At 65.2% G+C, this 22,382-nt stretch carries 22 protein-coding genes; 7 read left to right on the plus strand and 15 right to left on the minus strand.

What is annotated here, in order from left to right:
• Window positions 1-8 precede the first annotated feature (8 nt).
• Window positions 9-251: a hypothetical protein gene (locus tag B552_RS0116140; RefSeq protein WP_237718229.1), complete on the minus strand. Its 243-nt coding sequence runs from the start codon at window positions 249-251 to the stop codon at window positions 9-11.
• A 544-nt stretch (window positions 252-795) separates the two neighbouring features.
• A complete protein-coding gene (locus B552_RS0116145; protein WP_019450079.1) occupies window positions 796-1,401 on the minus strand; it encodes a helix-turn-helix domain-containing protein in 606 nt (201 codons plus the stop codon).
• A gap of 99 nt (window positions 1,402-1,500) precedes the next feature.
• On the opposite strand from B552_RS0116145, the gene kbl reads away from it, so the two are divergent.
• Window positions 1,501-2,703 carry a glycine C-acetyltransferase gene (kbl, locus tag B552_RS0116150; protein WP_019450080.1) on the plus strand — a complete coding sequence of 401 codons (1,203 nt, stop codon included), beginning with the start codon at window positions 1,501-1,503 and terminating at the stop codon, window positions 2,701-2,703.
• The gene (locus B552_RS0116155) at window positions 2,700-3,692 is read left to right on the plus strand and encodes an NAD-dependent epimerase/dehydratase family protein (RefSeq protein WP_019450081.1); all 993 of its coding nucleotides are present in this window, start codon (window positions 2,700-2,702) and stop codon (window positions 3,690-3,692) included. Before kbl ends, B552_RS0116155 begins: the two co-directional genes overlap by 4 nt.
• A 34-nt stretch (window positions 3,693-3,726) precedes the next feature.
• On the opposite strand, the gene B552_RS0116160 is transcribed toward B552_RS0116155, so the two are convergent.
• From B552_RS0116160 to B552_RS0116215, 12 genes are all read right to left on the minus strand, one after another.
• Entirely contained in the window at window positions 3,727-4,233 is a 507-nt protein-coding gene (locus tag B552_RS0116160) for a type II secretion system protein (RefSeq protein WP_019450082.1), read from the minus strand.
• The gene (locus B552_RS0116165) at window positions 4,208-4,642 is read right to left on the minus strand and encodes a prepilin-type N-terminal cleavage/methylation domain-containing protein (protein ID WP_035879922.1); all 435 of its coding nucleotides are present in this window, start codon (window positions 4,640-4,642) and stop codon (window positions 4,208-4,210) included. Before B552_RS0116165 ends, B552_RS0116160 begins: the two co-directional genes overlap by 26 nt.
• A 2-nt stretch (window positions 4,643-4,644) precedes the next feature.
• A complete protein-coding gene (locus B552_RS0116170; RefSeq protein WP_019450084.1) occupies window positions 4,645-5,121 on the minus strand; it encodes a type II secretion system protein in 477 nt (158 codons plus the stop codon).
• Window positions 5,122-7,002 carry a secretin N-terminal domain-containing protein gene (locus B552_RS27555; protein WP_019450085.1) on the minus strand — a complete coding sequence of 627 codons (1,881 nt, stop codon included), beginning with the start codon at window positions 7,000-7,002 and terminating at the stop codon, window positions 5,122-5,124.
• A gap of 85 nt (window positions 7,003-7,087) precedes the next feature.
• On the minus strand, window positions 7,088-7,621 hold the full coding sequence (locus B552_RS0116180) for a hypothetical protein (protein ID WP_019450086.1): 534 nt from the start codon (window positions 7,619-7,621) through the stop codon (window positions 7,088-7,090).
• On the minus strand, window positions 7,618-8,139 hold the full coding sequence (locus tag B552_RS0116185) for a hypothetical protein (protein WP_019450087.1): 522 nt from the start codon (window positions 8,137-8,139) through the stop codon (window positions 7,618-7,620). Before B552_RS0116185 ends, B552_RS0116180 begins: the two co-directional genes overlap by 4 nt.
• Window positions 8,136-8,639, minus strand: a complete 504-nt coding sequence (locus tag B552_RS0116190; RefSeq protein ID WP_019450088.1) for a hypothetical protein — start codon at window positions 8,637-8,639, stop codon at window positions 8,136-8,138. The genes B552_RS0116185 and B552_RS0116190 overlap by 4 nt, the downstream gene beginning before the upstream one ends.
• Window positions 8,636-9,397 carry a hypothetical protein gene (locus B552_RS0116195; RefSeq protein WP_019450089.1) on the minus strand — a complete coding sequence of 254 codons (762 nt, stop codon included), beginning with the start codon at window positions 9,395-9,397 and terminating at the stop codon, window positions 8,636-8,638. The genes B552_RS0116190 and B552_RS0116195 overlap by 4 nt, the downstream gene beginning before the upstream one ends.
• Complete coding sequence (locus B552_RS27560) at window positions 9,378-11,057, minus strand: GspE/PulE family protein (RefSeq protein WP_019450090.1); 1,680 nt, start codon at window positions 11,055-11,057, stop codon at window positions 9,378-9,380. The genes B552_RS0116195 and B552_RS27560 overlap by 20 nt, the downstream gene beginning before the upstream one ends.
• On the minus strand, window positions 11,054-12,232 hold the full coding sequence (locus tag B552_RS0116205; protein ID WP_019450091.1) for a type II secretion system F family protein: 1,179 nt from the start codon (window positions 12,230-12,232) through the stop codon (window positions 11,054-11,056). Before B552_RS0116205 ends, B552_RS27560 begins: the two co-directional genes overlap by 4 nt.
• Before the next feature lie 9 nt (window positions 12,233-12,241).
• Window positions 12,242-12,688 carry a type II secretion system major pseudopilin GspG gene (gene gspG, locus B552_RS0116210; RefSeq protein ID WP_019450092.1) on the minus strand — a complete coding sequence of 149 codons (447 nt, stop codon included), beginning with the start codon at window positions 12,686-12,688 and terminating at the stop codon, window positions 12,242-12,244.
• Window positions 12,689-12,786: 98 nt separating this feature from the next.
• Window positions 12,787-15,621, minus strand: coding sequence for a glycosyl hydrolase family 18 protein (locus tag B552_RS0116215; RefSeq protein WP_026035725.1), 2,835 nt, complete (start codon window positions 15,619-15,621; stop codon window positions 12,787-12,789).
• A gap of 259 nt (window positions 15,622-15,880) precedes the next feature.
• Here B552_RS0116215 and B552_RS0116220 point away from each other — a divergent pair, with 259 nt between their 5' ends.
• The 5 genes from B552_RS0116220 to B552_RS0116240 are packed head-to-tail and all read left to right on the plus strand — an operon-like array spanning window position 15,881 to window position 20,979.
• Window positions 15,881-16,345, plus strand: coding sequence for a MarR family winged helix-turn-helix transcriptional regulator (locus B552_RS0116220; protein ID WP_019450093.1), 465 nt, complete (start codon window positions 15,881-15,883; stop codon window positions 16,343-16,345).
• A gap of 5 nt (window positions 16,346-16,350) precedes the next feature.
• A complete protein-coding gene (locus tag B552_RS0116225; protein WP_019450094.1) occupies window positions 16,351-18,330 on the plus strand; it encodes an FUSC family protein in 1,980 nt (659 codons plus the stop codon).
• On the plus strand, window positions 18,330-18,539 hold the full coding sequence (locus tag B552_RS0116230; protein WP_019450095.1) for a DUF1656 domain-containing protein: 210 nt from the start codon (window positions 18,330-18,332) through the stop codon (window positions 18,537-18,539). The genes B552_RS0116225 and B552_RS0116230 overlap by 1 nt, the downstream gene beginning before the upstream one ends.
• Window positions 18,536-19,519 (plus strand): HlyD family secretion protein, encoded by a 984-nt coding sequence (locus B552_RS0116235; protein WP_026035726.1) that lies wholly within the window; start codon window positions 18,536-18,538, stop codon window positions 19,517-19,519. The genes B552_RS0116230 and B552_RS0116235 overlap by 4 nt, the downstream gene beginning before the upstream one ends.
• A complete protein-coding gene (locus B552_RS0116240) occupies window positions 19,516-20,979 on the plus strand; it encodes a TolC family protein (protein WP_019450097.1) in 1,464 nt (487 codons plus the stop codon). The genes B552_RS0116235 and B552_RS0116240 overlap by 4 nt, the downstream gene beginning before the upstream one ends.
• A 19-nt stretch (window positions 20,980-20,998) precedes the next feature.
• On the opposite strand, the gene B552_RS0116245 is transcribed toward B552_RS0116240, so the two are convergent.
• Window positions 20,999-22,369: an APC family permease gene (locus B552_RS0116245; RefSeq protein ID WP_019450098.1), complete on the minus strand. Its 1,371-nt coding sequence runs from the start codon at window positions 22,367-22,369 to the stop codon at window positions 20,999-21,001.
• Window positions 22,370-22,382: the final 13 nt, after the last annotated feature.

Below are 22,382 nucleotides of genomic sequence, written 5' to 3' on the forward strand. Positions count from 1 at the left end.
CGGGATAACTATCCCAGACGGCCAACGGCCTTGAGCATCGAGCGGCCGTGCGCGGTGATCTGCGGTGAACGGCTCGGTCCATGCTCGTCATCCTGAGCAGCGTCCAGGATGACAAGCCGTTTGGAAATCAGCGCGTCAAGGTCGACGGGATCGATTTCCCGGGTGTGGGTTGCGGCGGTGTCGTCGCGGGTGTGGGGGCCATTGCCGATCAGCATCAGCGTGGCCAGTTCGTGTGGACTCAGCACAGTCATCTCCTTGGCGAGAGGGGAGTGGTTGCTGGGGACTTGGGGGCGCTTCACATCGCACGTCCTCCGGCGGAATTGTGAACCATCTTCGTGAACGTTTCACGCTGCGTTGCATCGTGATCGGCAGTCGACAGTCATGGGATTTGACGGAACCCCTCCGTGCGGGTTCCAGCCGATACACGACGGATACATGTCAAAAGATTTCATCGGATCTTAATGCGGCCTTCATGCGGCGTTTTGCGTGAGCCCGCTTGCCGATCCTCATCTGACAACCATGAGCGCCATTTCCCCATGCCAGCAGCGGCGCGGCGCGCTTCATGTGCATTCGCGTCCGCGCCCTCGTCAGACAACTTAATGCATGCGTAATGGTTGCGCCAGTTGCCCGCTGGAATGATGTGTTCCGGAAAACGCGTCCATTGCGTGCCCTCGGGTCGACAGCGCGGCGATCACATCCACGTGCTATTCGGTGGGCCGAAAATTGTGCCGCCGGGTAAAAGACCTTGACTAGTGCAGGGCTATCCGTGGGGGCGATGCTGCAGCCCCAGGGCCTTCAGCCCGCAGGATGCACGACCACCAGCAATGCCGTTGCCACGCTTTTCCCCGGGTTGGCGATGGCATGGGCAACGTCCGCGCCGTAGCGAGCGGTTTCGCCGTGCTTGAGCTTCTTCTCGTCCCCGCCGGACCGCACGGTCATCGACCCCGACAGCACTGACAGATGTTCCTGGGTGCCCGCCTCGTGCGGTTCCGACGCCAGCACCCCGCCGGGCTGGATCGACAGCTCATACCATTCAAAGCGCCCCGCCAGGTCGATCGGACCGAGGATGCGCAGCTCGCAACGGGTATCCGGGCTCTTGAGCGCCGGGATGGCGTGTGGCTGGACCACGGTGATGGCCGGGGCCTGCGGACTTGCCGAACCCTGCGCCAGGAAATCCGTCAGGCTGACGCCGAGCGCGTTGGCCAGCCGCCACAGCACCGCCACGGTCGGGTTGGCCAGGTTCCGCTCGATCTGCGAAAGCATAGACTTGGAGACACCGGCGCGGCGTGACAGGTCATCCAGCGAAAGCTGCTGGCTCTGCCGCAACGCCTGCAGCGCGCTGCCGACTGCCGGCGGTCCTTCGGCCGAAACAGGCGGCTTGGCGGAAGAGGGTTGCGTCATTGTCATATGTTCGTTATATTGCACGACACGTTCGTTATATAGAACATGTTCGATTTATCGATCGAGCGATTCCGAGACACTACCACCGGGAGTCTGGCCATGTCGAGTGCCGAGGCCTTTTATGCATCCATCCGCGCGGAACTGGATTCGATCCGCGCCGCCGGCCTGTACAAGCGAGAGCGCATCATCGCCACGCCGCAGGGCGCCAGAATCCGCACGGCGGATGGCCGTGAGGTCATCAACCTGTGTGCCAACAACTACCTGGGGCTGTCGTCGCATCCCAAGGTCATAGAGGCCGCGCACGAAGCACTGCGCACCCACGGCTACGGCCTGTCGTCGGTGCGCTTCATCTGCGGCACGCAAGACCTGCACAAGACGCTCGAAGGGCGGCTGTCGCGCTTCCTCGGCACCGAGGACACCATCCTGTATGGCTCGGCGTTCGATGCCAACGGCGGGCTGTTCGAGACGATCCTAGGCCCGGACGATGCGGTCATCAGCGACGAGTTGAACCATGCGTCAATCATCGACGGCATCCGCCTGTCCAAGGCGCGCCGCTACCGCTACAAGCACAATGACCTCGACGATCTACGCGCCCAGTTGAAGCAGGCCGATGCCGATGGCGCACGCTTCAAGCTTGTATTCAGCGATGGCGTGTTCTCGATGGACGGCACCGTGGCCCGGCTTGACGAGATCCGCAGGATCTGCGATGAACATGGCGCGCTCGTCGGCATCGACGAATGTCATGCCACCGGCTTCATGGGTGCGCGTGGACGCGGCACCCACGAGGCGCGCGGCGTGTTCGGCAAGATCGACATCATCACCGGCACGCTGGGCAAGGCGCTCGGCGGGGCGTCCGGCGGCTTCACGTCGGGGCGAAAGGAAGTGATCGACCTGCTGCGCCAGCGGTCGCGGCCCTATCTGTTCTCGAATACCGTTGCGCCGGTCATCGTTGGTGGCAGCATTGCCGTGCTGGACATCCTGGAAGCCAGCACCGAACTGCGCGACAGGCTCGAACAGAACACGAAGTTCTTCCGGGAAGGCGTGGCAAGGCTGGGATTCGATATCAAGCCCGGCGACCATCCGATCGTGCCGATCATGGTCTACGACGCCGAGCGCGCGCAGAAGCTGGCCGAGCGGCTGCTCGAACTCGGTGTCTACGTGGTGGGTTTCTTCTTTCCCGTGGTGCCGAAGGGGCAGGCGCGGATTCGCGTGCAGATGAGCGCCGTGCACGACGCTCCGACGCTGCAGGCGGCACTCGATGCCTTTGCACAGGCCGGACGTGAACTGGGGCTGATTCAATGAGCGCTGCAACCAATACCGCGCCGAAGATCCTGATCATCGGCGCCAACGGACAACTCGGGTCGGAGCTGGCACTGGCGCTGGCTGAACGCCATGGGCGCCAGCAGGTGGTGACGTCCGACGTGGTGCCGACGGGCCGTCACGTGCACATCGCGCACGAGATGCTCAACGTGACGGATCGCGGGGAACTGACGACGGTGATCGAGCGGCACGGCATCACGCAGATCTATCTGCTGGCAGCAGCGTTGTCCGCCACTGGCGAGAAGGCGCCGCAGTGGGCGTGGAACCTGAACATGACCGGGCTGCTGAACGTGCTGGAGGCCGCGCGGCACCATGGCATCGAACGGGTGTTCTGGCCCAGTTCGATTGCCGCGTTCGGGCCGACCACGCCGCGCATCGACACGCCGCAGAAGACCGTCATGGAGCCTACGACCGTGTACGGCATCTCCAAGCTGGCCGGCGAAGGCTGGTGCCGCTGGTATTTCGAGAATCATGGCGTGGATGTGCGCAGTGTCCGGTATCCGGGGCTGATCTCCCACAAGACGCCCCCGGGCGGCGGCACCACCGACTATGCCGTGGAGATCTTCCACTACGCCGTGCGCGGCGAGCCGTACACCTGCTTTCTGGGAGCCGGTGAGCGGCTGCCGATGATGTACATGCCCGATGCCATTCGGGCCACGCTGGAACTGATGGAAGCGCCGCGCGAGCAGGTGCGGGAGCGCGGCAGCTACAACCTCGCCGGCATGAGCTTCACGCCGGCGGAAATTGCCGCGGCAATCCGCCTGCGCGTGCCGGCGTTCGAAATCGGCTACGCGCCTGACTATCGGCAGGCTATCGCACAGGGCTGGCCAGACTCGATCGACGACAGCGCTGCCCGTAGCGACTGGGGCTGGAAGCCCCGGTTCGGCCTGCAGGAAATGGTCGACGACATGCTGGACAACCTGCGCCGGAGCCTCGCGGCCGAAGCTGTTTCGCCAGTGACGGCGGCCTGATCAGGTCCATCGCCGGGCCATCGCCATCGCCGTTCTACTGCGGCGCGGCGGTGTCCGGCGAGTTCCAGGCGGGCCAATAGGCGAAGCGCCAGTCGGCGTAGGCGGCCGCGCCGGCCATGTCGGCCAGTTCGTCAGGAAATCCCGACTGCTTGAGCGGCTGCTTGTTCGATCTGCTATGGACCCCCATGAAACCTTCGCCGGGCGCGTGCAGGTATTGCCAGTCCGCCCCGGTTATCGGATCGCGCCAGGCGCGGCGCAGCCAGCGGCGTGTCTGGCCGGTGCGCGTGTCCTCCACAAGGTCCTGCAGCGTGCGCGGATAGCTGCCATCGCCATTTTCGACGTAGCGGCGGATGGCCGTGCGGATCTCGCTGCCGACCTGCCGCAGTTCGAACTCGCGCTCGCGCTGGATGTGCATCTGCCAGGCATCGCCAACCTTCATCAGGTAGACGCCCATGATGGCCACGGCGGCCAGGCACCAGACCAGCGTGAATCCGCGCGCGCGCGATTTTGACGCCCTAGAGTTCGCGATACGGCGTGCCATCGCGTGCCTCTCCTTGCGCGCCGCTCCGGACATCGAACACGCCAGCGGCGGCGCTGCCTTCGGTCATCGGCGGGGAATGCGGGTCAACCGGCGGCGGCACGATTTCCCAGCTGTCGGCAGTGCGTGTAATCGGGTCCAGCGGCATCTGCCTGAGATAGGACCGCTGGACGAGTGCATCGAGCGATGGTGGGTACTGGCCGTGGTCGGCATGGAAGCGGTCGATCGCGTCCCGCATGGCCAGCAGGTTGTGGCGCAGCACCACTTCCTCGGCGCGTTCCGTCTGCGTGGCGTAGCGGGGGACCACCAGTGTCATCAGCGCGGCCATGATGGCCAGTACCACGAGCAGCTCTATCAGCGTGAACCCGGCACGGCGTGTTGCGGTTGGGGCTGTCGTTGTTCTTGTCGTCATCGTTACCAGTCCTTGTAGGGAATGCCGTTGGTGCCGATCGCGGCCGATTTCGAATAGACATCGAATACGTCGTTGCCGGCCTCGGGGGCATCGGGCGGGCTGGCGTAGGCGCGCAATCCCCAGGTATCGGCGGCCGCGATGCCGGGGCATTCGCACATCGGGTCGCGCGGAATCCGGCGCAGGAAATACAGCCTGGCGCCAGCCGGGTTGCGAATATCGGTCACGCCGTCGACGAGTTCGGACAGCGTTGCCGGGTAGCCGCTGGCGCCGACCATGCGCGTGATATGGCCGCCGTCCATGGCGGTCTTGTGCGCATCAATGGCTTCGCGGACCTGCCAGAGTGCGCGGCGCAGTTCCGCTTCACGCGCCTGCGTGGCCGCCACGCGGGTGAGCGGCCATGCCACCATCGCCAGCGTGGCCAGCAGCGTTAGCGTGACCAGCACTTCGATCAGCGTGAAGCCAGCATCCGCGCGTGGCATCTAGCGTACCTCCGTAATCGCGGTAGTGCCGTCATCGTCGATGGGCGTCGGCGTCGGCGTCGGCGTCGGCGTCGGCGCGGGCGCGCGTGCCACCGGCTTCTTTGGCGACGCGGTCACCGTGGCGGGCATCGAAGGCGGCAGTCCGAGCGGGTCGGTTGTAATGCCGGCCTGCGGGCCGCTATTGAACGTCGTGACATGTGCGGCGGGAACCGGCAAGTTGCGCACGATACGCGGCGTGATCAGCAGCACCAGTTCCGTTGATGTCTTCTTCGACTGCCGGTTGCCGAAGATGCGGTCGAGTATCGGCAAGTCGCCAAGGCCGGGTATGGCCTGGCCACCCTCGTGTTCGTTGCGGGAGAGCAGGCCCGCGAGCACCTGGGTTTCGCCGTCACGTGCCGTCATGTTGGTTTCGGCCTTGCGGGTGCCGATCTGATAGGCCATCAGGCCTGTCCGTGTCTTGATGGTGTTCACCACGTTCGAGACTTCCAGCGCCACCTTCACGCCGATCTCGCCATCTTGCGAAAGGGTGGGCGTGACATCGAGCTGCAGACCGACGTCCTGGTAGCTGACGGATTCCGTGACGACGCCGTTGCCATTGACCGTTGTCACAACCGGCAGGCGATCGCCGATCATGATCTTGGCTTTCTCGCGGTTTTTCACGCGGATACGTGGATTGGCCAGCAACTGGCCCTGTCCGGTCTCGCGGGCGAGGTTGGCCGTGACCACCGGGTCCCCCAGGTTCACGCCGATCTTGTCGCCGTTCAGGTGGCGCAGTTCGTCCCACGTGACCACGCCGGGTACCTTGGCCGCACCCATGATCGAAGCCGACACGCTGGACGGATACCGTATGCCGAGGTTCAGCGCGTTGGTGTTGTTGACCTCCAGCACCTGCACGTCGAACATCACTTCGGACTGCGGCAGGTCGTGGGCGGCTACCAGCCGCTCGGCCACGGCCACGGCCTCTGGCGTGTCGCGGATCACCAGCATGCCAAGGCGCTCGTCGATATAGATGTCCTTGGATTTCACGATCTGCTTGAGCATGCTCATGACCTGCTTGGGATCGGCGTTGTTCAGGTAGAACGTGCGCGTTATCAGGTCACGGTATTGCTGAACCTTGTCGGCCGCCTTCGGGTAGATCAGCAGTGTGGTGTCGTTGAGCAGCTTGCGGTCGAGGTTGTTCGTGGCCAGGATCAGGTCGACGATGGCCTCGACCGACGTATCGTGAGCCGAGACAGTGGCCCGCAGGTCCTGCGGCACGTCGCGATCGAGGACAAAGTTGAGCTTCGACAGCGTGGAGATCGTCGCCAGCACGCTGGAGAGCGGCTGCTCGCGGAACTGGACCGAGATCGGCTGGCGCAGGGACGCCGCCAGCGTGCGCGCGGGCCGGCTGGTTTTACTGGCCTGTGCCGCCTCGATTTCCGCCTGCAGCGCCCGGGCGCCGGTGTGGCGCGGATCGAGAGCAATGGCGCGATCTAGTTGCTCGATGGCGCCGGCCGGATCGGAAAGCGCCAGCATACGCGCGCGGTCTACGATCGCAGCAATCTCCCGGGCGCTGCCTGCACGCCGTGCGCCCTCGATGGCGCGTGCGTTGCCTGGCTCGATCGAGATGGCCTCCGCGAAAGAGGCTGCGGCCCTGTCAGGCGCGTTCATCTCCAGTTCGGCCTGGCCCTGCTGGACCAGTGTCATCACCCGCTGGTCCCGTTCCATCTGGAATCGTAGCTGGCTGGCGATATGGTCGGGCGCGGCCGCCGCCGCTGCGGCGGTTTTGGCCAGGGACGCGGCAGGGTCGGCGGGACTGGATGCATCCAGCCCGGGATAGGCGCAGCCGCCGAGTGCAAGTATGGCGGCGGCTGCGATGCTGTATTGCGATGGGGTTCTCAAGAAATTCTCCTGCGGGCCTGGTCGATGCCGGACAGTTGCCGGCGCCAGGGGACTTCGTGTGACATCGTGGGGGCTCCAGACGGTTTCATGTAGCCTCCAACGGGAGGCGCTTGCCGGTGGAGAGCTCTGTGACCGAGACGCCGGTTGCCTCCACCGTTTCCAGCCGGTATCCATTCCATTGGCTGCCCGGTTTCCAACTGCCGGGCAGGCTGCAGCCGTCGCAAGCGATTCGGGTTGCCTGACCGTGGTTGACAACCACCTTCACGCCGTTTGCGTCGCGCCAGATGGCGGCCACTTCGATGGCTGGCCGTTGCGGTTGCGGCGTGGCCGGGGCGTCGAGATCCGGTCCGTCCGGCAACGCTGCCGGCGTGGTGTCGAATCGCCAGCCTGGGGCGGTGAAGAGATCGACCGCATTGGTGGGGTCGATGTTGGCGGCTGTGGCGGCGTGTGCAAGGTCCGGACCGGCAGGCGCGGGGGGCTGCGGTCGGCCGGGAGCCGTCCGCGTTTGCCGCCCGGCAGGCGCCGGGGCCGTGTCGCCGTTCAGGTCGATCCATGCCGCATAGATCGTCGCGCACACGCTGGCAAGCAGCACATACTGAAGGGGACGGGAAAGCTTCATGCTCCGGCCTCCACGAGATAGCTGATCTGCACCAGTGCATTGACGGCGCCATCGGGGTTGGGCGAGCGTACGAAGGACAGGGTTTCCACGCGTACGCCGGGCATGCGCTCGATCTCCGCAAGGTAGTCGCGCAAGGCGGGGTAGGGGCCATCGACGGTATAGCGCAGCGTATGCCGCACCAGGCGGTGGCCGGCCTCGGGGCGCGACGCATAGTCGATCTCGGTCAGTTCGATCGATCGTTGCAGCGCCAGATCGGCGTGTGCGCGCAGGAAGGCGGTATAGCTGGAAGCGCCTGGCATCCTGTGATCGGCGGCACTGCCTGCGGCGGCGGCAATCTCTGCCCTGATCGCAGCGTTTTCGGTCTGCAAGGCCATCAATCGTGCGGTCTGGGCCGCCACTTGCGGGCGCACGCTGCCGAGCACCGCGCACGCTGCGCCGATGGCAAGAAGCAACCCCAGCATGCCGGTCCGTCCGCAAATATGGCTCCAGCGCCGGGCCGTCCAGATCAGTCGATTCATCGTGAGTTCTCCTGCCAGCGCAACTGGATCGTCGCCTCGATACCCGCGTCGCCACGACGCTGCCGGACCAGTGAGGCGGCTGTCACATCGGGGATTGCCGACAGTGCATCCACCAGTGCCAGCAAGGCGTCGTCGTGCCGGGCCTCCACGTCAAGCCGCTGGGTGCGCGCAGCGCTGTCTATGTCGATGCGCACATAGGCAAGGTTGTCTGACCAGGTCTGTTCGAGCCATGCCAGCGTCGGGGCAAGTGGCAGCTTCTGCCGTCCGGCCAGGCCCCGATCCGAATCCGGCTTTGGGGCGCTGGCGCGCAGCTTGTCCCGCTGGCGCTTGAGGTCGGCCTGCGCGAGTACGGCTTCGGCTACGTCGGCGTTCAGCCCGCGCAGCCCGTGGTACGCGTGCGCAGCCCAGAGACCAATGGCGATACCCGCTGCCAGCAGCACCATGCCGATCGGCGAATGCCGGCGGCCCTTGTGTAGAAGATTGGGGGGCATCAGGCTCATGGCTTGCGCTCCCCTTTGTCCTGTTCACCAACATCGCTCGCTCGTGGAAGATGGGGGCCCAGCCATGTGGCGGTATGGGCCGGCTTGAAGCCGTCACCGATGACGGCCATGCGCGCGGGAGCCGGTAGGGCGGCCGACAAGGCAAGGCTGTTGACGATCGGCGCGAGTTGACGCTCGTCCTGGCTGTCGTCACGCTGGGTTGTCACGGCGGCCACGGCGCCTTGCCTGCGCAGCGCGCAGGTCAGGGTGCCGCGTTCGCGCAAGACCAGTGCCACGTCCGGGCCGGGTATCGCATGGCGGTAGTGATGAATGGCCTGAAGGAAGGTTGACGTTGCACTGCGCAGGCGCAGGCCGCGCCTGCCAGCGCATTGCCCAATCGCATCGAGCATGGCGCTGTCGGCCATGACGGCGAGGCGGGGCAGCCCGTACCGCAGTGGTGTCAGCGCAATGTGTGTATCGGCATGCGCGATGCCCAAGGTGTCGCAGGTAGCCTGCGTCCAGGCGAGCCAGCCGGCGTCGTCGATCAGGCGATCCTGCCACGGCACCACGACGTGACGGCTCCACGGGAAGCCTAGCCGGATGTCCAGAACCTTGCCGCGCCCGGCGGGCAGCAGATCGTCGATGATCGACAGCATGGTGCTGGTGCTGGCTTGACGATAGAGGCCGGGTGCATCGATGGAGATGCGCCGATGCCGCGCACGGAGGCACACGGCATCGTGTAGCAGCCAGATGCAGTACTCACTCGGCGATCGTGACACGATTGGCCTCCTGCAGCGAAGTGACGCCTTGCGCGACGAGTGTCAGCGCGGCGCGTCGCAGTGAAACAAAGCCGGCCTGGCGCGCCAGTGCGCGTAGTTCGCCCGACGGCGCCTGTCTGAGGATGGCATCGCGAATGCCGTCGTCCAGGCGCAGGACCTCGGCTACCGCGCGGCGGCCCCGATAACCCGTGCCGTGGCAGTGTTCGCAGCCGCAAGCGGCGCGCAGGTGCCAGTCCGTGATGTCGGTGCGCGCAAGGCCGGAATGGCGCAGCAGATCGTCAGTTGCAGTGGCGTCTTGCATGCAATGCGGGCAAAGCGTCCGCACAAGTTGCTGTGCGACCACGCCGATCAGCGATTCGGCCAGACTGTGCGGCGTGATCCCCATGTGAAGGAAGCGATCGACGACCGACAGCGCGCCATTGGCATGCACGCTTGTCAGCACCAGATGGCCGGTGAGCGCTGCCTGCACGGCGATTGCGGCGGTTTCGCCATCGCGGATCTCGCCCACCAGGATCTTGTCGGGGTCGTGCCGCAGGATCGACCGCAGGCCACGTGCGAACGTCAGCCCCTTCCTGTCGTTGACAGGAATCTGCAGCACGCCCGCCAGTTCGTACTCGACCGGGTCTTCGATGGTGATGATCTTTGCTTCGCCGTTGTCGAGTTCCGACAAGGCCGCATATAGCGTGGTGGATTTCCCCGAGCCGGTGGGGCCGGTGACCAGCAGCAGCCCGTGCGGCATGGCGGCAATCGCGCGGATGGCTGCCACGGTGGCCGCATCATGGCCGAGCCTTTCGAGGCTGAGCCGACCGCCGGCGTTATCGTCACGGCGCTTGTCGAGCACCCGAAGCACGGCGTCCTCGCCATGAATCGATGGCATGACCGATACGCGGAAGTCGATCTCACGGCCTTGCACCGTGGCCTTGAAGCGGCCGTCCTGCGGGATGCGGCGCTCGGCGATGTCGAGTTCGGCCAGCACCTTGATACGGGAGATACTTTGCTCGGCTGTGTCCAGGCCGGGCACGGACGCGGCATGCAGCAGCACGCCGTCGATGCGGTAGCGCACCGCAAGACCGTCGTGCGTCGTTTCCAGATGGATGTCGGAGGCGCCCATGCGCAGCGCGTCGTAGAGCGTTGAGTTGACCAGGCGCACCACGGGGCTGGCATCCTGCGCGAGGCTTGCGAGCGAGATGCCCGCGTCGTCCACGGCGTCATCGAGGCGCTCGGCAGGCGGCGCCAGTTGCGTCAGTGCGCGTTGCCGATCGGCCTGGCTCGCGAGAAGGGCTTCGATCACAGCCGTCTCGGCCAGCGCTTCCGTGTATGCCAGGCCGGATTCAGCCATGCGCCGGGTGACCCGTTCGCGCATAACCAGCCGTGTCGGGTCGGCCATGGCGAGAGTCAGGGCCGGCGACGCCGGGTCTGCCTGCAGCAGCACGCAGCCGTCGGCGATGGCTTCGGCGTAGGGAAGCAGGTCGAAGCGTGGTGTTGCCGAGGCCAGCGTGTTCGCATCGACCAGGGGAAGCCCGAGCAGCTCCGCCAGATGGGCGGCGCAGCGGTGCGGCGGTTGCGCGCTGGCTTCGGCGATCATCGCCTGCAGGTCATGCCCGGCACCATTGGCGCGCAGGGCCTGCAGCGTCTGCAGCGAAGGCATTGCGTTTGTCATTGCATGCTCCCTGCCAGTTCGAAGATCGGCATGTAGAGCAGGAACACGATGCCGCCCACCAATGCGCCGACCACCAGCATCAGCAATGGCTCGATCAGCTTGGTGGCGGTATCGATGGCGCGGTCGATCGCCTCGTCGCAGAACTGGGCCGCGCGTTCGCACATGTCGGGCAACTCGCCGCTGCGCTCGCCCACCCGAAGCAGGCGTTCGGCAACGGGCGTCGTCAGATGGTGCCCGGCGAGCGTGTCCGCGACAGGCTTGCCGGTTTCGATCTCGGCGATGGCCTGGCGCAGCGCGCCCTGCAGCGGAATGGGCAGCAGCGGGGCTGCCAGCCGCAGCGCCGGCACCACGGCCATGCCGCCGGCCAGCAGCAAGCCCGTGGTTCGATAAAGCTTGGCAAGTGCCAGCAACTGCTGGAATGCCTGCAGCTGCGGAATGCGCCACGCCAGGGCCGCGATGCGTCCGGCAAGTCCGCCGCGGCGCACCGCAACGAACAGCGCGATTGCGCAACCGGCCATCGCAATGGCGATAAGGCCGCCGTGGGTCTCCACGGTCTGCCCCCACCAGAGCAGCCATTGCGCAGCCGGCGGCAACTCGCGCATGGACGCATAGACCTGGCTGAAACGGGGAATCACGAAGAACAGAAGGAATGCCATGATGCCTGCCCCGACGGCGATAACCACGGCGGGATAGATCAGGGCACTGACCACTTTCTTGCGAACGGCCGTCAGGCGTGCCTCGTAGTGGTGGTAGCGCGAGAGCGCTTCGGCAAGGTGCCCGGTGCGTTCCGCGGAGGCAACGGTGGCCACGTAGAGCGGCGCAAACTGTTCGGGCAGCGCCGTGAGCACGCGCGAGAGGGGCAGGCCCTGAAGCAGGCCGTCGAGAACATGGTCAAGTACGGCACGCGTCTCGCTTTCAACGGTCGTGCTGGTCTTGTCGCGCAATGCCTCGATCGACTCGATCAAGGACAGGCCGGCGCGCAGCAGCGCAATCAGCTCCTGCGTAAACAGTGAGGTGGAGAAGGGCGCGCGCCGGCGCAGCGTGCGGGCGCGGCGGCAGGCAACGACATGGCCGCCACCTGCCAGCGCCTGCCGGCATGCGTCAGCCGCGCTTGGCGCGGCGACCGTGAGGTCATGGAGTTGGCCGTTGCGCGCAACGGTAAGGCTGTATTGCATGCGTCAGCCTCACCATGAAACGTCGGCGGCGTAGCCGGTGCCGCCCGATTTGCCGTCAGCACCATGGGACATCAGATCGAAGTCCTTGCCGCCGGCGCCGGGGCGCGTGTACTGATAGGGCTGCCCCCAGGGGTCAGCGGGAATCTCGCGGGTCAGATAGGGGCCGTGCCAGCGCGTGCCTGCATCGCCGGGCTTTTCGAGCAGGGCGCCCAGCCCTTGTTCGGTGGTCGGATAGGCGCCAACGTCGAGCCGGTAGCGGTCCAGCGCGTCGCCAATCGCCTTGAGTTGCCCCTGGGCGGTCTTGACCTTGGCCTTGTCGAGTTCACCAAACAGCTTTGGTCCGACGTAGCCGGCCAGCATGGCGATGATCAGAAGAACGACCAGAAGCTCGAGCAGCGTGAATCCACGGGCTCGATGTGGGCGTTGACGGTGCATCAGGTGCTTGGTGAGTGACATGACTTGCTCTGCAAAATGCCGTCGGCCGATGGAGGCATCGGCCGACGGCGGTTGGGGTGCGCTACGCAGGGCAGCGCATCAGACTGTGGACTTGCCGATCAGCGCTTGACTGCTTCCATCACATTGATCAGCTCACCGTTGTCGTCGCCGGCAAGGTTGCTGGCGAAGACGCCGGCCGTTGCGGTACGGCGGAGGACGTCGATCTTGTCCTTGACCACATTCCTGTTGTCATAGGACCAGAACGTCCACCCGTCATAGCGCCATGCGGCCTGCGCCTTGACGTCGACGAACGAGCGGAAGCCGGAGGCCCGCTTGATGTCGCGGTAGTCGCGTACGCTTTGCGCCTGGCTGCCACCCACCGGCTGGCCAGCCATCCACAGGCCACGGCTTCTGCCCGGCTTGACCGAAGTCCAGCCCTGCCCATGGAACGGGATGCCGTAAACCTGCTTGTTCTGCGGAATGCCGGCTTCCCAGGTGGTCCAGATCAGACCCATCAGGCTGCGGTGGGACATCCCGCTTGCCTTGGCCCACGGCGATGTGCCGGTGACACTGATGCCCGATGCATGACCGGTGGAGCCGTTCCACGGTCCTGTCAGGTCATAGGCCTGGACGTTGACCCAGTTCAGCTCCGCGGCGATTGCCGTGGCGGTCTTTCCGGTCGGGAGGTCCTCGGCCGCGTTCATGCTGGCGGTCAGCAGGTAGTCGCTGCCTTCGCGCTGCAGGGCATCGCGGAATGCCTTGACCAGTTCAAGGTAGTTGTCCCAGTTGACCGCATCGGCCGTGCCGTTGTCGACCTCCTGCATGCGCGGTGCGAGCCATTGCAGGTTGATACCGTCGAACACGCCCTTGGCCAGGCCCTTGCCGCCGGTGCTGGAAGAGCTGGCTGCGAGGTTGCCCTTGATATAGACATCCACGCAGCTTTCTGCCAGCGCGTTACGGCCGGCGGCGGTGCTGGCGGCCTGTGCGAACTGGCCGCTTCGTCCCGCGCCGCCGATCGAGATCAGCGTCTTGATCGGGTACGCCTTCTTGAGCTTGAGCAGCTGGTTGAAGTTGCCGCGCAGCACATGCTTGTCACCCGAGTCAGCCTTGCCGTCGACCGATTGCGCCGCCGTGAACTGCTTGCCGTAGTCGGCGAACGGGTCGCTCCAACCGTTGGTGGCGCCGCCGCTCTGGCAACGGTACAGACCGTCGTCGCCGCGATGCAGGTTTGCCTGGCTGTAGTTCAGGTACGTGAGCTTCCGTGCCGTTCCGGTCTTGGCGACGTCGCGGATCAGGTAGTTGCGCTTGTAGATGCTGCCCTGCTGGTATGTGCCGCCAAGTTGACCGGCCTTTGGAGCCGGGATTTCAACGCGAGGGGTGTCATCTGGCGGGGCCGGGTCGGCGGGATCGGCTGGATCAGCCGGATCGACCGGATCGTCTGGATCGACGGGGTCAGCCGGATCTTCCGGGTCCGCGGGGTCCTGCGGATCAGCCGGGTCCTTCGGGTCGCCCGGGTGCTTCGGATCGCCCGGATCCTTCGGGTCAGCCGGGTCCTTCGGATCGCCTGGGTGCTTCGGATCGCCCGGATCCTTCGGGTCAGCCGGGTCCTTCGGATCGCCCGGATGCTTCGGATCCTTCGGGTCCTTCGGGTCCTTCGGATCCTTCGGATCCTTCGGGCCGGGTGGCGTTGGGGCGGCATCCTTATCGACCGTCATGTCGATATCGATGTTCAGGACCGTGTACGCCTGGTCGGCCATCGAGCCGGCTGCGTTACGCACTGCGATGTGGTACGGCAGGGCGTTACGAATCTTCGTGCCGATAGCCGGGTCACGGAGCACCCGGTTGTCTTCGGGGTGCAATTCGAACACCAGCGATTCGCCGTTACCTGTCCCAGGTATGCGGCAAGCCGCCGTGGTCTGTGCGCCGGTGCCTTCGAGGTTTGCCGTCTTGTAGGCGCGCACGAAGAGCGAGAACGCCTTGTTGTTCTCGTCGGCCACGGGGACCATGAACATTTCGGCGGCGTCTTTCGGGCAATGACCCGTGCCATGCGCGGGCCCGGATATTGGCATGGATGTGGTGGTTGCATACCAGCCGCTGCGGCCCTGGTCCGTGGCCAGCGGCAGCACAAAGCGCGCCTGCTTGCCGTCGAACCTGACCTGCTCCGCCTTGATGTCGCGGTGGACGATATCCACGCCAATGCTGAACGACTTGAGGACCGGCCGATCGGGCAGATCGCCGCCGATGGCCTGGACTATCGCGCGATGCTTGAGGGGCGTCACATAGCGTGTGCCGGCGTTGAGTCTCGGGTTGTCGGACGGTTCGTACCAGACCACCAGCGCGCCGGGGCCGGCGGGGCCGCCCGTGCCATTCATCTGCACACGGGTGCCGTCATAGCCCGTGCCCGTGGTATTGCGTTGCGCGCGCAGACGCACCGGCATCAGGACGCCCGGATTCGACGCATCCTCCGCCATCACGTCAAGCATCGTGAACTCGCCCTCGCGGCCAGGACGGGGGCGGCCCGAGGCGAATTCCGCGCGCGAGGTGAAGTAGACGCTCGTTTTCTCGCTGGTGGGAACGGCGTGAACGATCGGGCTGGGGATGCCGCCCGAGCCCACCTCTACTACGACATCGGGCTTCCCCGATGGCGGCACATAGTCGCCAATGTCGTGCCAGAGCTTGGCCATCGGGCCGAACCTGCCGACGTGATAGAGCGGATGGTCCATGCCGGGCTTCTGACCCGGATGTGCAAAGCGGTCGTTCGACCATACGCGCTTCTCGAACTCGACACAGACCTCCGGTGGGTAGGCCTCCTGGCGTTCCCAAGGCGCAATGTATTGGCACGCATCGGGACTGGTTGGGCGCGCCGCAGCCGCATTGCCCGCAGCGGACAGCAGGAGCGCCATCACAGCAGATGTGATGGCGGCGTTCTCTAGCGTCGTTTTTTTCGCGTTCATGATTTGAAGATGTGAGTTGAACTTCGCCCGGGTCTGCCGGGCCGTCCAAATCTATGTGCATGACGCGATGCGAGAAATCGCCGTTCTCCGAAAATGGCAGCGAATTGCGTGCGATGAAGTGGATTGAGAGATTTCTGAGAACGTTGTCATCATCCAACTTCGTGAAGCGACGATAGAGTCACGTGAACTTCGGGCTACTCGAACTACTTCGCAAAGAAATCATTTGCATTCTAATAGATTCACGTCTATCATTCGGCCCATGCCACAGTTCGATGCCCTTCTTTTCGCCTTTACCGGTCAGCTGATGCTGGCCGGGCGCCAGTGGCGGCAGATCAGCCAGGCCACCGTGAGCGCGCATGGCATTTCCGCCGCGGCCGCTGCGCCGCTGCTGTTCATTCGCCGTCTTGGCGGGGGCGTGCGCCAGGTGACCCTGGCCGATTACGTGGGCGTGGAAGGTGCAACGCTCGTGCGTCTGGTGGACCAGCTCAGCGCGGCCGAACTGGTGCGGCGCGAGGTGGACCCGAGTGACCGGCGCGCCAACGTGCTGTCGCTGACCGAGGCCGGCGAGCGCATGGCCGTGCAAATCGAGCTGGAACTCAAACAATTGCGTGCGGAGGTATTCGCGGATGTGTGCGAAGAGGACATGGCGGCAACGCTGCGTGTGCTCGAAGCGTTGTCCCGCGCTGCCGCGGCCGCTTCTTCGTCAGGCAAGCAGGAGGCCTGAGCAGCATGGGCAGTTGGCCATCCGCGAGAGACTGGATTTTTTCCTTCAAGGCCTTCATCGCCGCGATGCTGGCGTTGTGGATTGCGATGTACCTCGGGCTGCCGCGTCCTTACTGGGCGATGGGCTCGGTCTATATCGTCGCGCACCCGCTGACCGGCGCTACACGTTCCAAGGCGTTATACCGCGTGCTGGGCACGCTGCTGGGCGCGGCGGCAGGCATCGTCATGGTGCCGCCGCTGGTGAACGCCCCTTCGCTGCTGATGGGCGCGGTGGCCATCTGGACCGCGTGCCTGCTCTATGTGGCGCTGCTGCACCGCACGCCGCGCAGCTACGTGTTCATGCTGGCGGCCTATACGCTGCCGCTGGTGGCGCTGCCTTCCGTTGACAATCCCGCTGGCATCTTTGACCTGGCCGTGGCGCGTTCCGAGGAAATCTGCCTCGGCATCCTGTGCGCCAGTGTGGTTGGTGCCGTTGTCATGCCGGCCAGCGTCGCCAACGTGCTGCGCGACAAATCGCGCCAGTGGATGGCCGATGCCGCGCTGTGGGCGGGGGATATGCTTTCGCCGAGTCCCGGCGTGCGCGTATCGCGCCACCACAGCCGCCATCGTCTGGCCGCCGATATCCTGGCGCTGGACCAACTGATCAGCCAACTCAGCTATGACGCCGAAAGCGCGCTCCGCGTGCGCGCGGCGCGCGAGTTGCGTGGTCGCATGACGATGCTGCTGCCGGTGTTGTCTTCGCTGGCAACGATTTTGGAATCGATGCAGGCCGCAGGCGGCGTGCCGGAAGCGCTGGCCGCACAGATGCGCGCGGTGAAGGCGTGGATCCAGGGCGGGGCCGCGCAGCATGAGCGGCCGGAACTGACGCCCACACCGGTTGGGCAGGGCAGCAATGCGGCGATGATCGCGGCGGCCGAAGACCGCCTGCAGCAGATGGCTGCGTTGTGGCATGACTGCATCTCGCTATGCCGCCGGCTGGGCCAGAAGCATATCGAAGGTGACTGGCTGCCCGAATTCCAGCGCTGGGAGGTTGGCCGCGCGCGCCACTATGACCACGGCATGTTGCTGTTTTCCACCGTGACTGTCGCGCTGGCGATCTTCGCCATGGGCTTCCTGTGGATCCAGACCGGATGGGCCGATGGCGCAGGCGCCGTGGCGCTTGGCGCGATCTCGTGCTGTTTCTTTGCGGCTCTCGACGAGCCCGCGCCGATGATCAAGTCGTTCTTCAACTGGAACGTGGTCTGCCTGCTGATTTCGATGGTGATGCTGTTCGCGGTGCTGCCGATTGCGCATGACTTCGAGATGCTCGTGCTGATGTTCGCGGTGCCGTACCTGATCATCGGACTGCTGGTGGCGCAGCCCCGGCTGGCGATGATCGGCATGCCGCTGGCCGTGGTCACCGCCAACGACATCGGCATCTCCGGCGCCTACAGCGCCAACTTCCAGAGCTTCTTCAACAGCAACATGGCCGGCATCGCCGGGATCGCGTTTGCGCTGGTCTGGACGCTCGTGATGCGGCCGTTCGGCACGCGTGCGGCAACGCGCCGGCTCGTGCGTGCCGGCTGGAGTGATATCGCCGAGAACGCGATGGGCACGCGCCCCGAGTCGCACACGACGCTGCGGGCCCGCATGCTGGACCGCCTGGCGCAGCTTGTGCCGCGGCTGGCCGCCAGCGAGAGCGAAGTGTCCAACGATGGATTCAGTGAAGTGCGCGTGGAGCTGTGCACGCTCGCGCTGCAGCGCGAGATGGCGGATCTCCACGCTGACGAGCAGCACGCCGTGAAGCGCGTGCTGCGCAGTGTGTCCGGTTACTACCAGGCGCGCCTGAAGGGCGAGATCGATGCGCCACCGCCTGCGTTGCTGACGCGCCTGGCCAATGCACAGCAGAAGGTGCGCTCGCGCATCGCGCAGGCGGCGCTCGTGGATATGCAAGTGGCCCTGTTCCCGCCGGCTCTGCCGCCGGCGCCCGTTTCCGGAAAAGCATGATGCCCGGTGAAATCAGTATCTATGGCGTGTATATCCCCAGCCTGCTGGTGTGGATGCTCGCCGCTTTTGTCATTACAAGCGCCGCGCGTGCGGTGCTGGCGCGCGCAGGCTTCTACAAGCTTGTGTGGCACCGTTCCCTCTTCAATCTGGCACTGTATGCGATCGTCCTAGGTGGGGTGGTCGCCATCGTGCCCTTGCTGCAATCATGAAACTCAGACTCTCCTCGCTCGGGCCAGTTGTGCTGACGCTGGCCGTCACCGCCGTTGGTGCGGTGGTTGTCAAACACCTCTGGGATTACTACACGGTGGCGCCATGGACCCGTGACGGCCACGTCCGCGCGGAAGTGGTGCAGGTGTCGCCCGATGTCTCGGGCCTGGTCACCCGGATCGCCGTCAAGGACAACCAGCATGTGAAGGCGGGCGACGTCCTGTTCGAGATCGACCGCGAACGCTACGCACTGGCGCTGCGCCAGGCGGAGGCCACCGCGGCGGCGGTACGTGCCAATCTGTCGCAGGCACGCCGCGAAGCCACGCGCAGCCAGTCGCTGTCCGAAGTGGTGTCGAAGGAAATCGTGGAAGAAGGCCTGGCCAAGGTGCAGCAGGGCGAGGCGCAACTGGCGCAGGCCGAAGCCGCCATCGACGTGGCGAAGCTGAACCTGGAGCGCACGCGTGTGGTGAGCCCGGTGGAGGGCTATGTCAATGACCGCCTGCCGCGCCTTGGCGACTACGTCGTCACCGGCAAGCCGGTGCTGTCGATGGTCGATTCGAATTCCTTCCACGTGGAAGGTTATTTCGAGGAAACCAAGCTCAAGGGCATCCGTATCGGCAGCCCGGTGGACATCCGTATCATGGGCGAGAAGCGCGTGCTGCCGGGCCACGTGCAGAGTATTGCCGCCGGTATCGAAGACCGCGACCGAACGGCTGGCTCGAACCTGCTGCCGAACGTGAACCCGACCTTCAACTGGGTGCGGCTGGCCCAGCGCGTGCCGGTGCGTATCCAGTTCGACCAGATGCCCGAGGATGTCCGTCTGGTGGCGGGCCGCACGGCCACGGTATCGGTGAAGGCCGAAGGCAGCGCCGAAAAGAACAATGACAAGCCAGCCGCGCCGGCGGCGGCCGATAAGGGGGCATCGCAAGACAAGGTCGCGCTGACCGGCAAGAGCGCGTCCGCAACCGGAGCAGTGCAGTGAAACGCTTTGCCCGCGCCTCGCTGGCGGCGATGTTGCCGCTGGCGCTGGCCGCTTGCATGACCGTCGGCCCCGATCACAAGGTGCCTGACGATGCAGTCGTGAAATCGTCGGCCGCCAACGGACCGTTTGCCGGCACCGCCAACGACGCGGTGTCGATTGGCGACGTCCCGAACGACTGGTGGCGACTCTATGACGACCCCCATATCGACGAACTCGTGCAGCAGGCGCTGGTGGCCAATACCGACCTGCGCGTGGCGGCCGCCAACCTGAAGCGGTCGATCGCCGTCTATCACGAGGTGGAAGCCGAGAACCTGCCGGAAGCGAAGTTCCGTGCCGGCGCGCAGCGGGGCCAGATCGCAGGCGAGCCGCTGCTGCACGAAGAGAAGATTCCGGTGATGAACTTTGGCGACATCGGTTTCGAGGTGTCGTACCTGATCGACTTCTGGGGCAAGCTCAAGCGTGCCGACGAAGCCGCACTGGCCGCGGCGCAAGCCAGCCATGCGGCGCTGGACCAGGCCCGGGTGGGCGTGGTGGCGGAGACCGTGCGTGCGTATGTGCAAGGATGCACAGCCACGCACGAACTACACGTGGCCGAGCATCAGCTCGACCTGCAGGAACGCGGCGTCAAGCTGGCGCAGAAACTTGTCGATGCCGGGCGCGGCCAGCCCACCGATCTGCTGCGTGCCCAGGCTCAGGCCGACACGCTGCGCTCGGCGCTGCCGAGGTATCGCGCGGAGCAGGAAGGCGCAGCCTATCGTCTGGCGGTGATGCTGGGCAAGCCGCCCACGGCGCTGGACGTCGAGAGCGTGGCCTGCGAGCACGTACCGGCGCTGAAACAGCCGCTGCCCGTGGGCGATGGCATGGCGCTGCTCAAGCGCCGTCCGGACGTACGCCAGGCCGAACGTGAACTGGCATCGGCAACGGCCAAGATCGGCGTGGCCACGGCCGACCTGTTCCCGCAGATCCGCATCGGTGCATCGGCAGGCTTTACCGGTATCCTGGACCACCTTGGCCAGGCGCCGACCGCGCACTGGGGCTGGGGCCCGGCGATCTCCTGGACCATCCCGACCAGCGGCACGCGTGCACATATTCACAACATGGAATACGGCGCGGAAGGTGCGCTTGCGCATTTCGATGGCGTGGTGTTGAAGGCGCTGCGCGAAACGCAGAGCGCGCTGTCGGCCTATACGCACGAACTGGAACGCAACGAGTCACTGCGTTCGGCACGCGACAAGGCCAACGAGGCCGCGCGCCAGAACCGGCTGCTGTGGCAGGCGGGCCGCTCGCCGTACCTGCAGAGCCTGGACGCGGACCGCACGCTGGCCAATACCGATGCCGCGTTGGCCGCATCGGATGCCCAGGTGGCGATGGATCAGATCAATCTGTTCCTGGCACTTGGCGGCGGCTGGCAGAATGCGCCGGCGATTGCCGATCATCCGGTGGTGCCCCGAGAGAATTGAGGTTGACAGGCTGGCCAGCTCACGTTGCAGGGGTAGCCCAGATCCGCTTGCGGTTCAGCAGCAGCGGAATCGCACCGGTGGCAATGCCTCCCAGGCCGACGACATTGGTAACCCAGTCGAAGGTCGGGATGCTGTAGAGCGCGATGAAGAAAAGGAAGAGACCGCTTGCCACTGGCCAGACGACGTGGCTCACGGCAAGCCACGTTCCCCGCGCAAGCATCTCGCGGTAGTACCAGCCGCACGCCAGCCCGGTCAGTCCAAGGTAGAAACAGATCTGGAAGCCGATGGCGGTAATCGAATCCTTCAGGATGACGTTGATGGTCGGCAGGTAGGACGATACGAACAGCAGGACGAGTCCGACGATCCAGATGAAGAAGATGGCGATGTGCGGCGTGCGCCAGCGCGGATGCAGGCGCGCATAGCGCGGGTGGAGCGCGCCGTCACGGCTGTTTGCGAAAAGTGTGCGCGTGAACTGCAGCATCTGCGTCTCGACGGTTCCCACCGTGCTCAACAGCACCGCGATGATCGCGATATAGCCCCAGGTCGGACCGAAAAGCTTCTCCGCGATGGCGAAGATGATGTTCGTGTTGTAGTGCTGGATCTCGGAGTCGGACAGGCCCAGAAGCGTGATGACGATGAACACCAGAAAGAACGTCATCAGGAACACCATCGACCAGAACGCGGCCCGGCCCGGGGTGCGGTTCGAGTCCCGCGTCTCTTCGCTGAGGTTCATGGTCACGTCCCAGCCGTAGAAAAAGAAGATCGCAACCAACGCGCCGTTGGCGAACAGCTTGGGCGAGAACGCAAACGGCCAGAACCAGACCAGCGAGAACGTATGTTGCGGCGCGCGAGGAAACATGACAAAGCTGGCGACGATGATCGCGAGCAGGATGATTCCCTCGATGATCGTCATCAGCACCTGCACGTAGCTGGTCAGCTTGATGCCCTTGACCACCACCGCGCTGACAAACGTGAGCCACGCTGCGGCGATCACCGTCACGTAGTGGACGTTGTTCACCATTGGGCGATCAAAGATCAGCAGCGTGGCATTGGCCGCCGGAATCATGGCGGACACCATGAACACGCAGCACAGCACCAGAAGGGCCCAGCCGGCAAAGAAGCCGAGCGTCCGCCCGAAGACAAGGGTCACCCACGAATAGGATGTGCCGGCACTCGCCAGCGCGCGGTTCAGATTGATGAACGCGTACGCGATGCCAAACATGATGAGCCCGCACACCAGGATGCTTGCCGGTGACAGCATGCCGGCCGTCCCGACGATGGTGGAAGTCGTGATCTCGATGCTGTAGGCGGGCGCCGTGCCGGCGATGCCCATGATTACCGACTCGACGATGCCCAGCGAATCGGCATTGAGCTTGGCGGGTTCGTCCATGGGCGTGCGACTC

Origin of the sequence: Cupriavidus sp. BIS7, from assembly GCF_000292345.1 — a bacterium.
In the GTDB taxonomy this organism is placed as follows: Bacteria; Pseudomonadota; Gammaproteobacteria; order Burkholderiales; family Burkholderiaceae; genus Cupriavidus.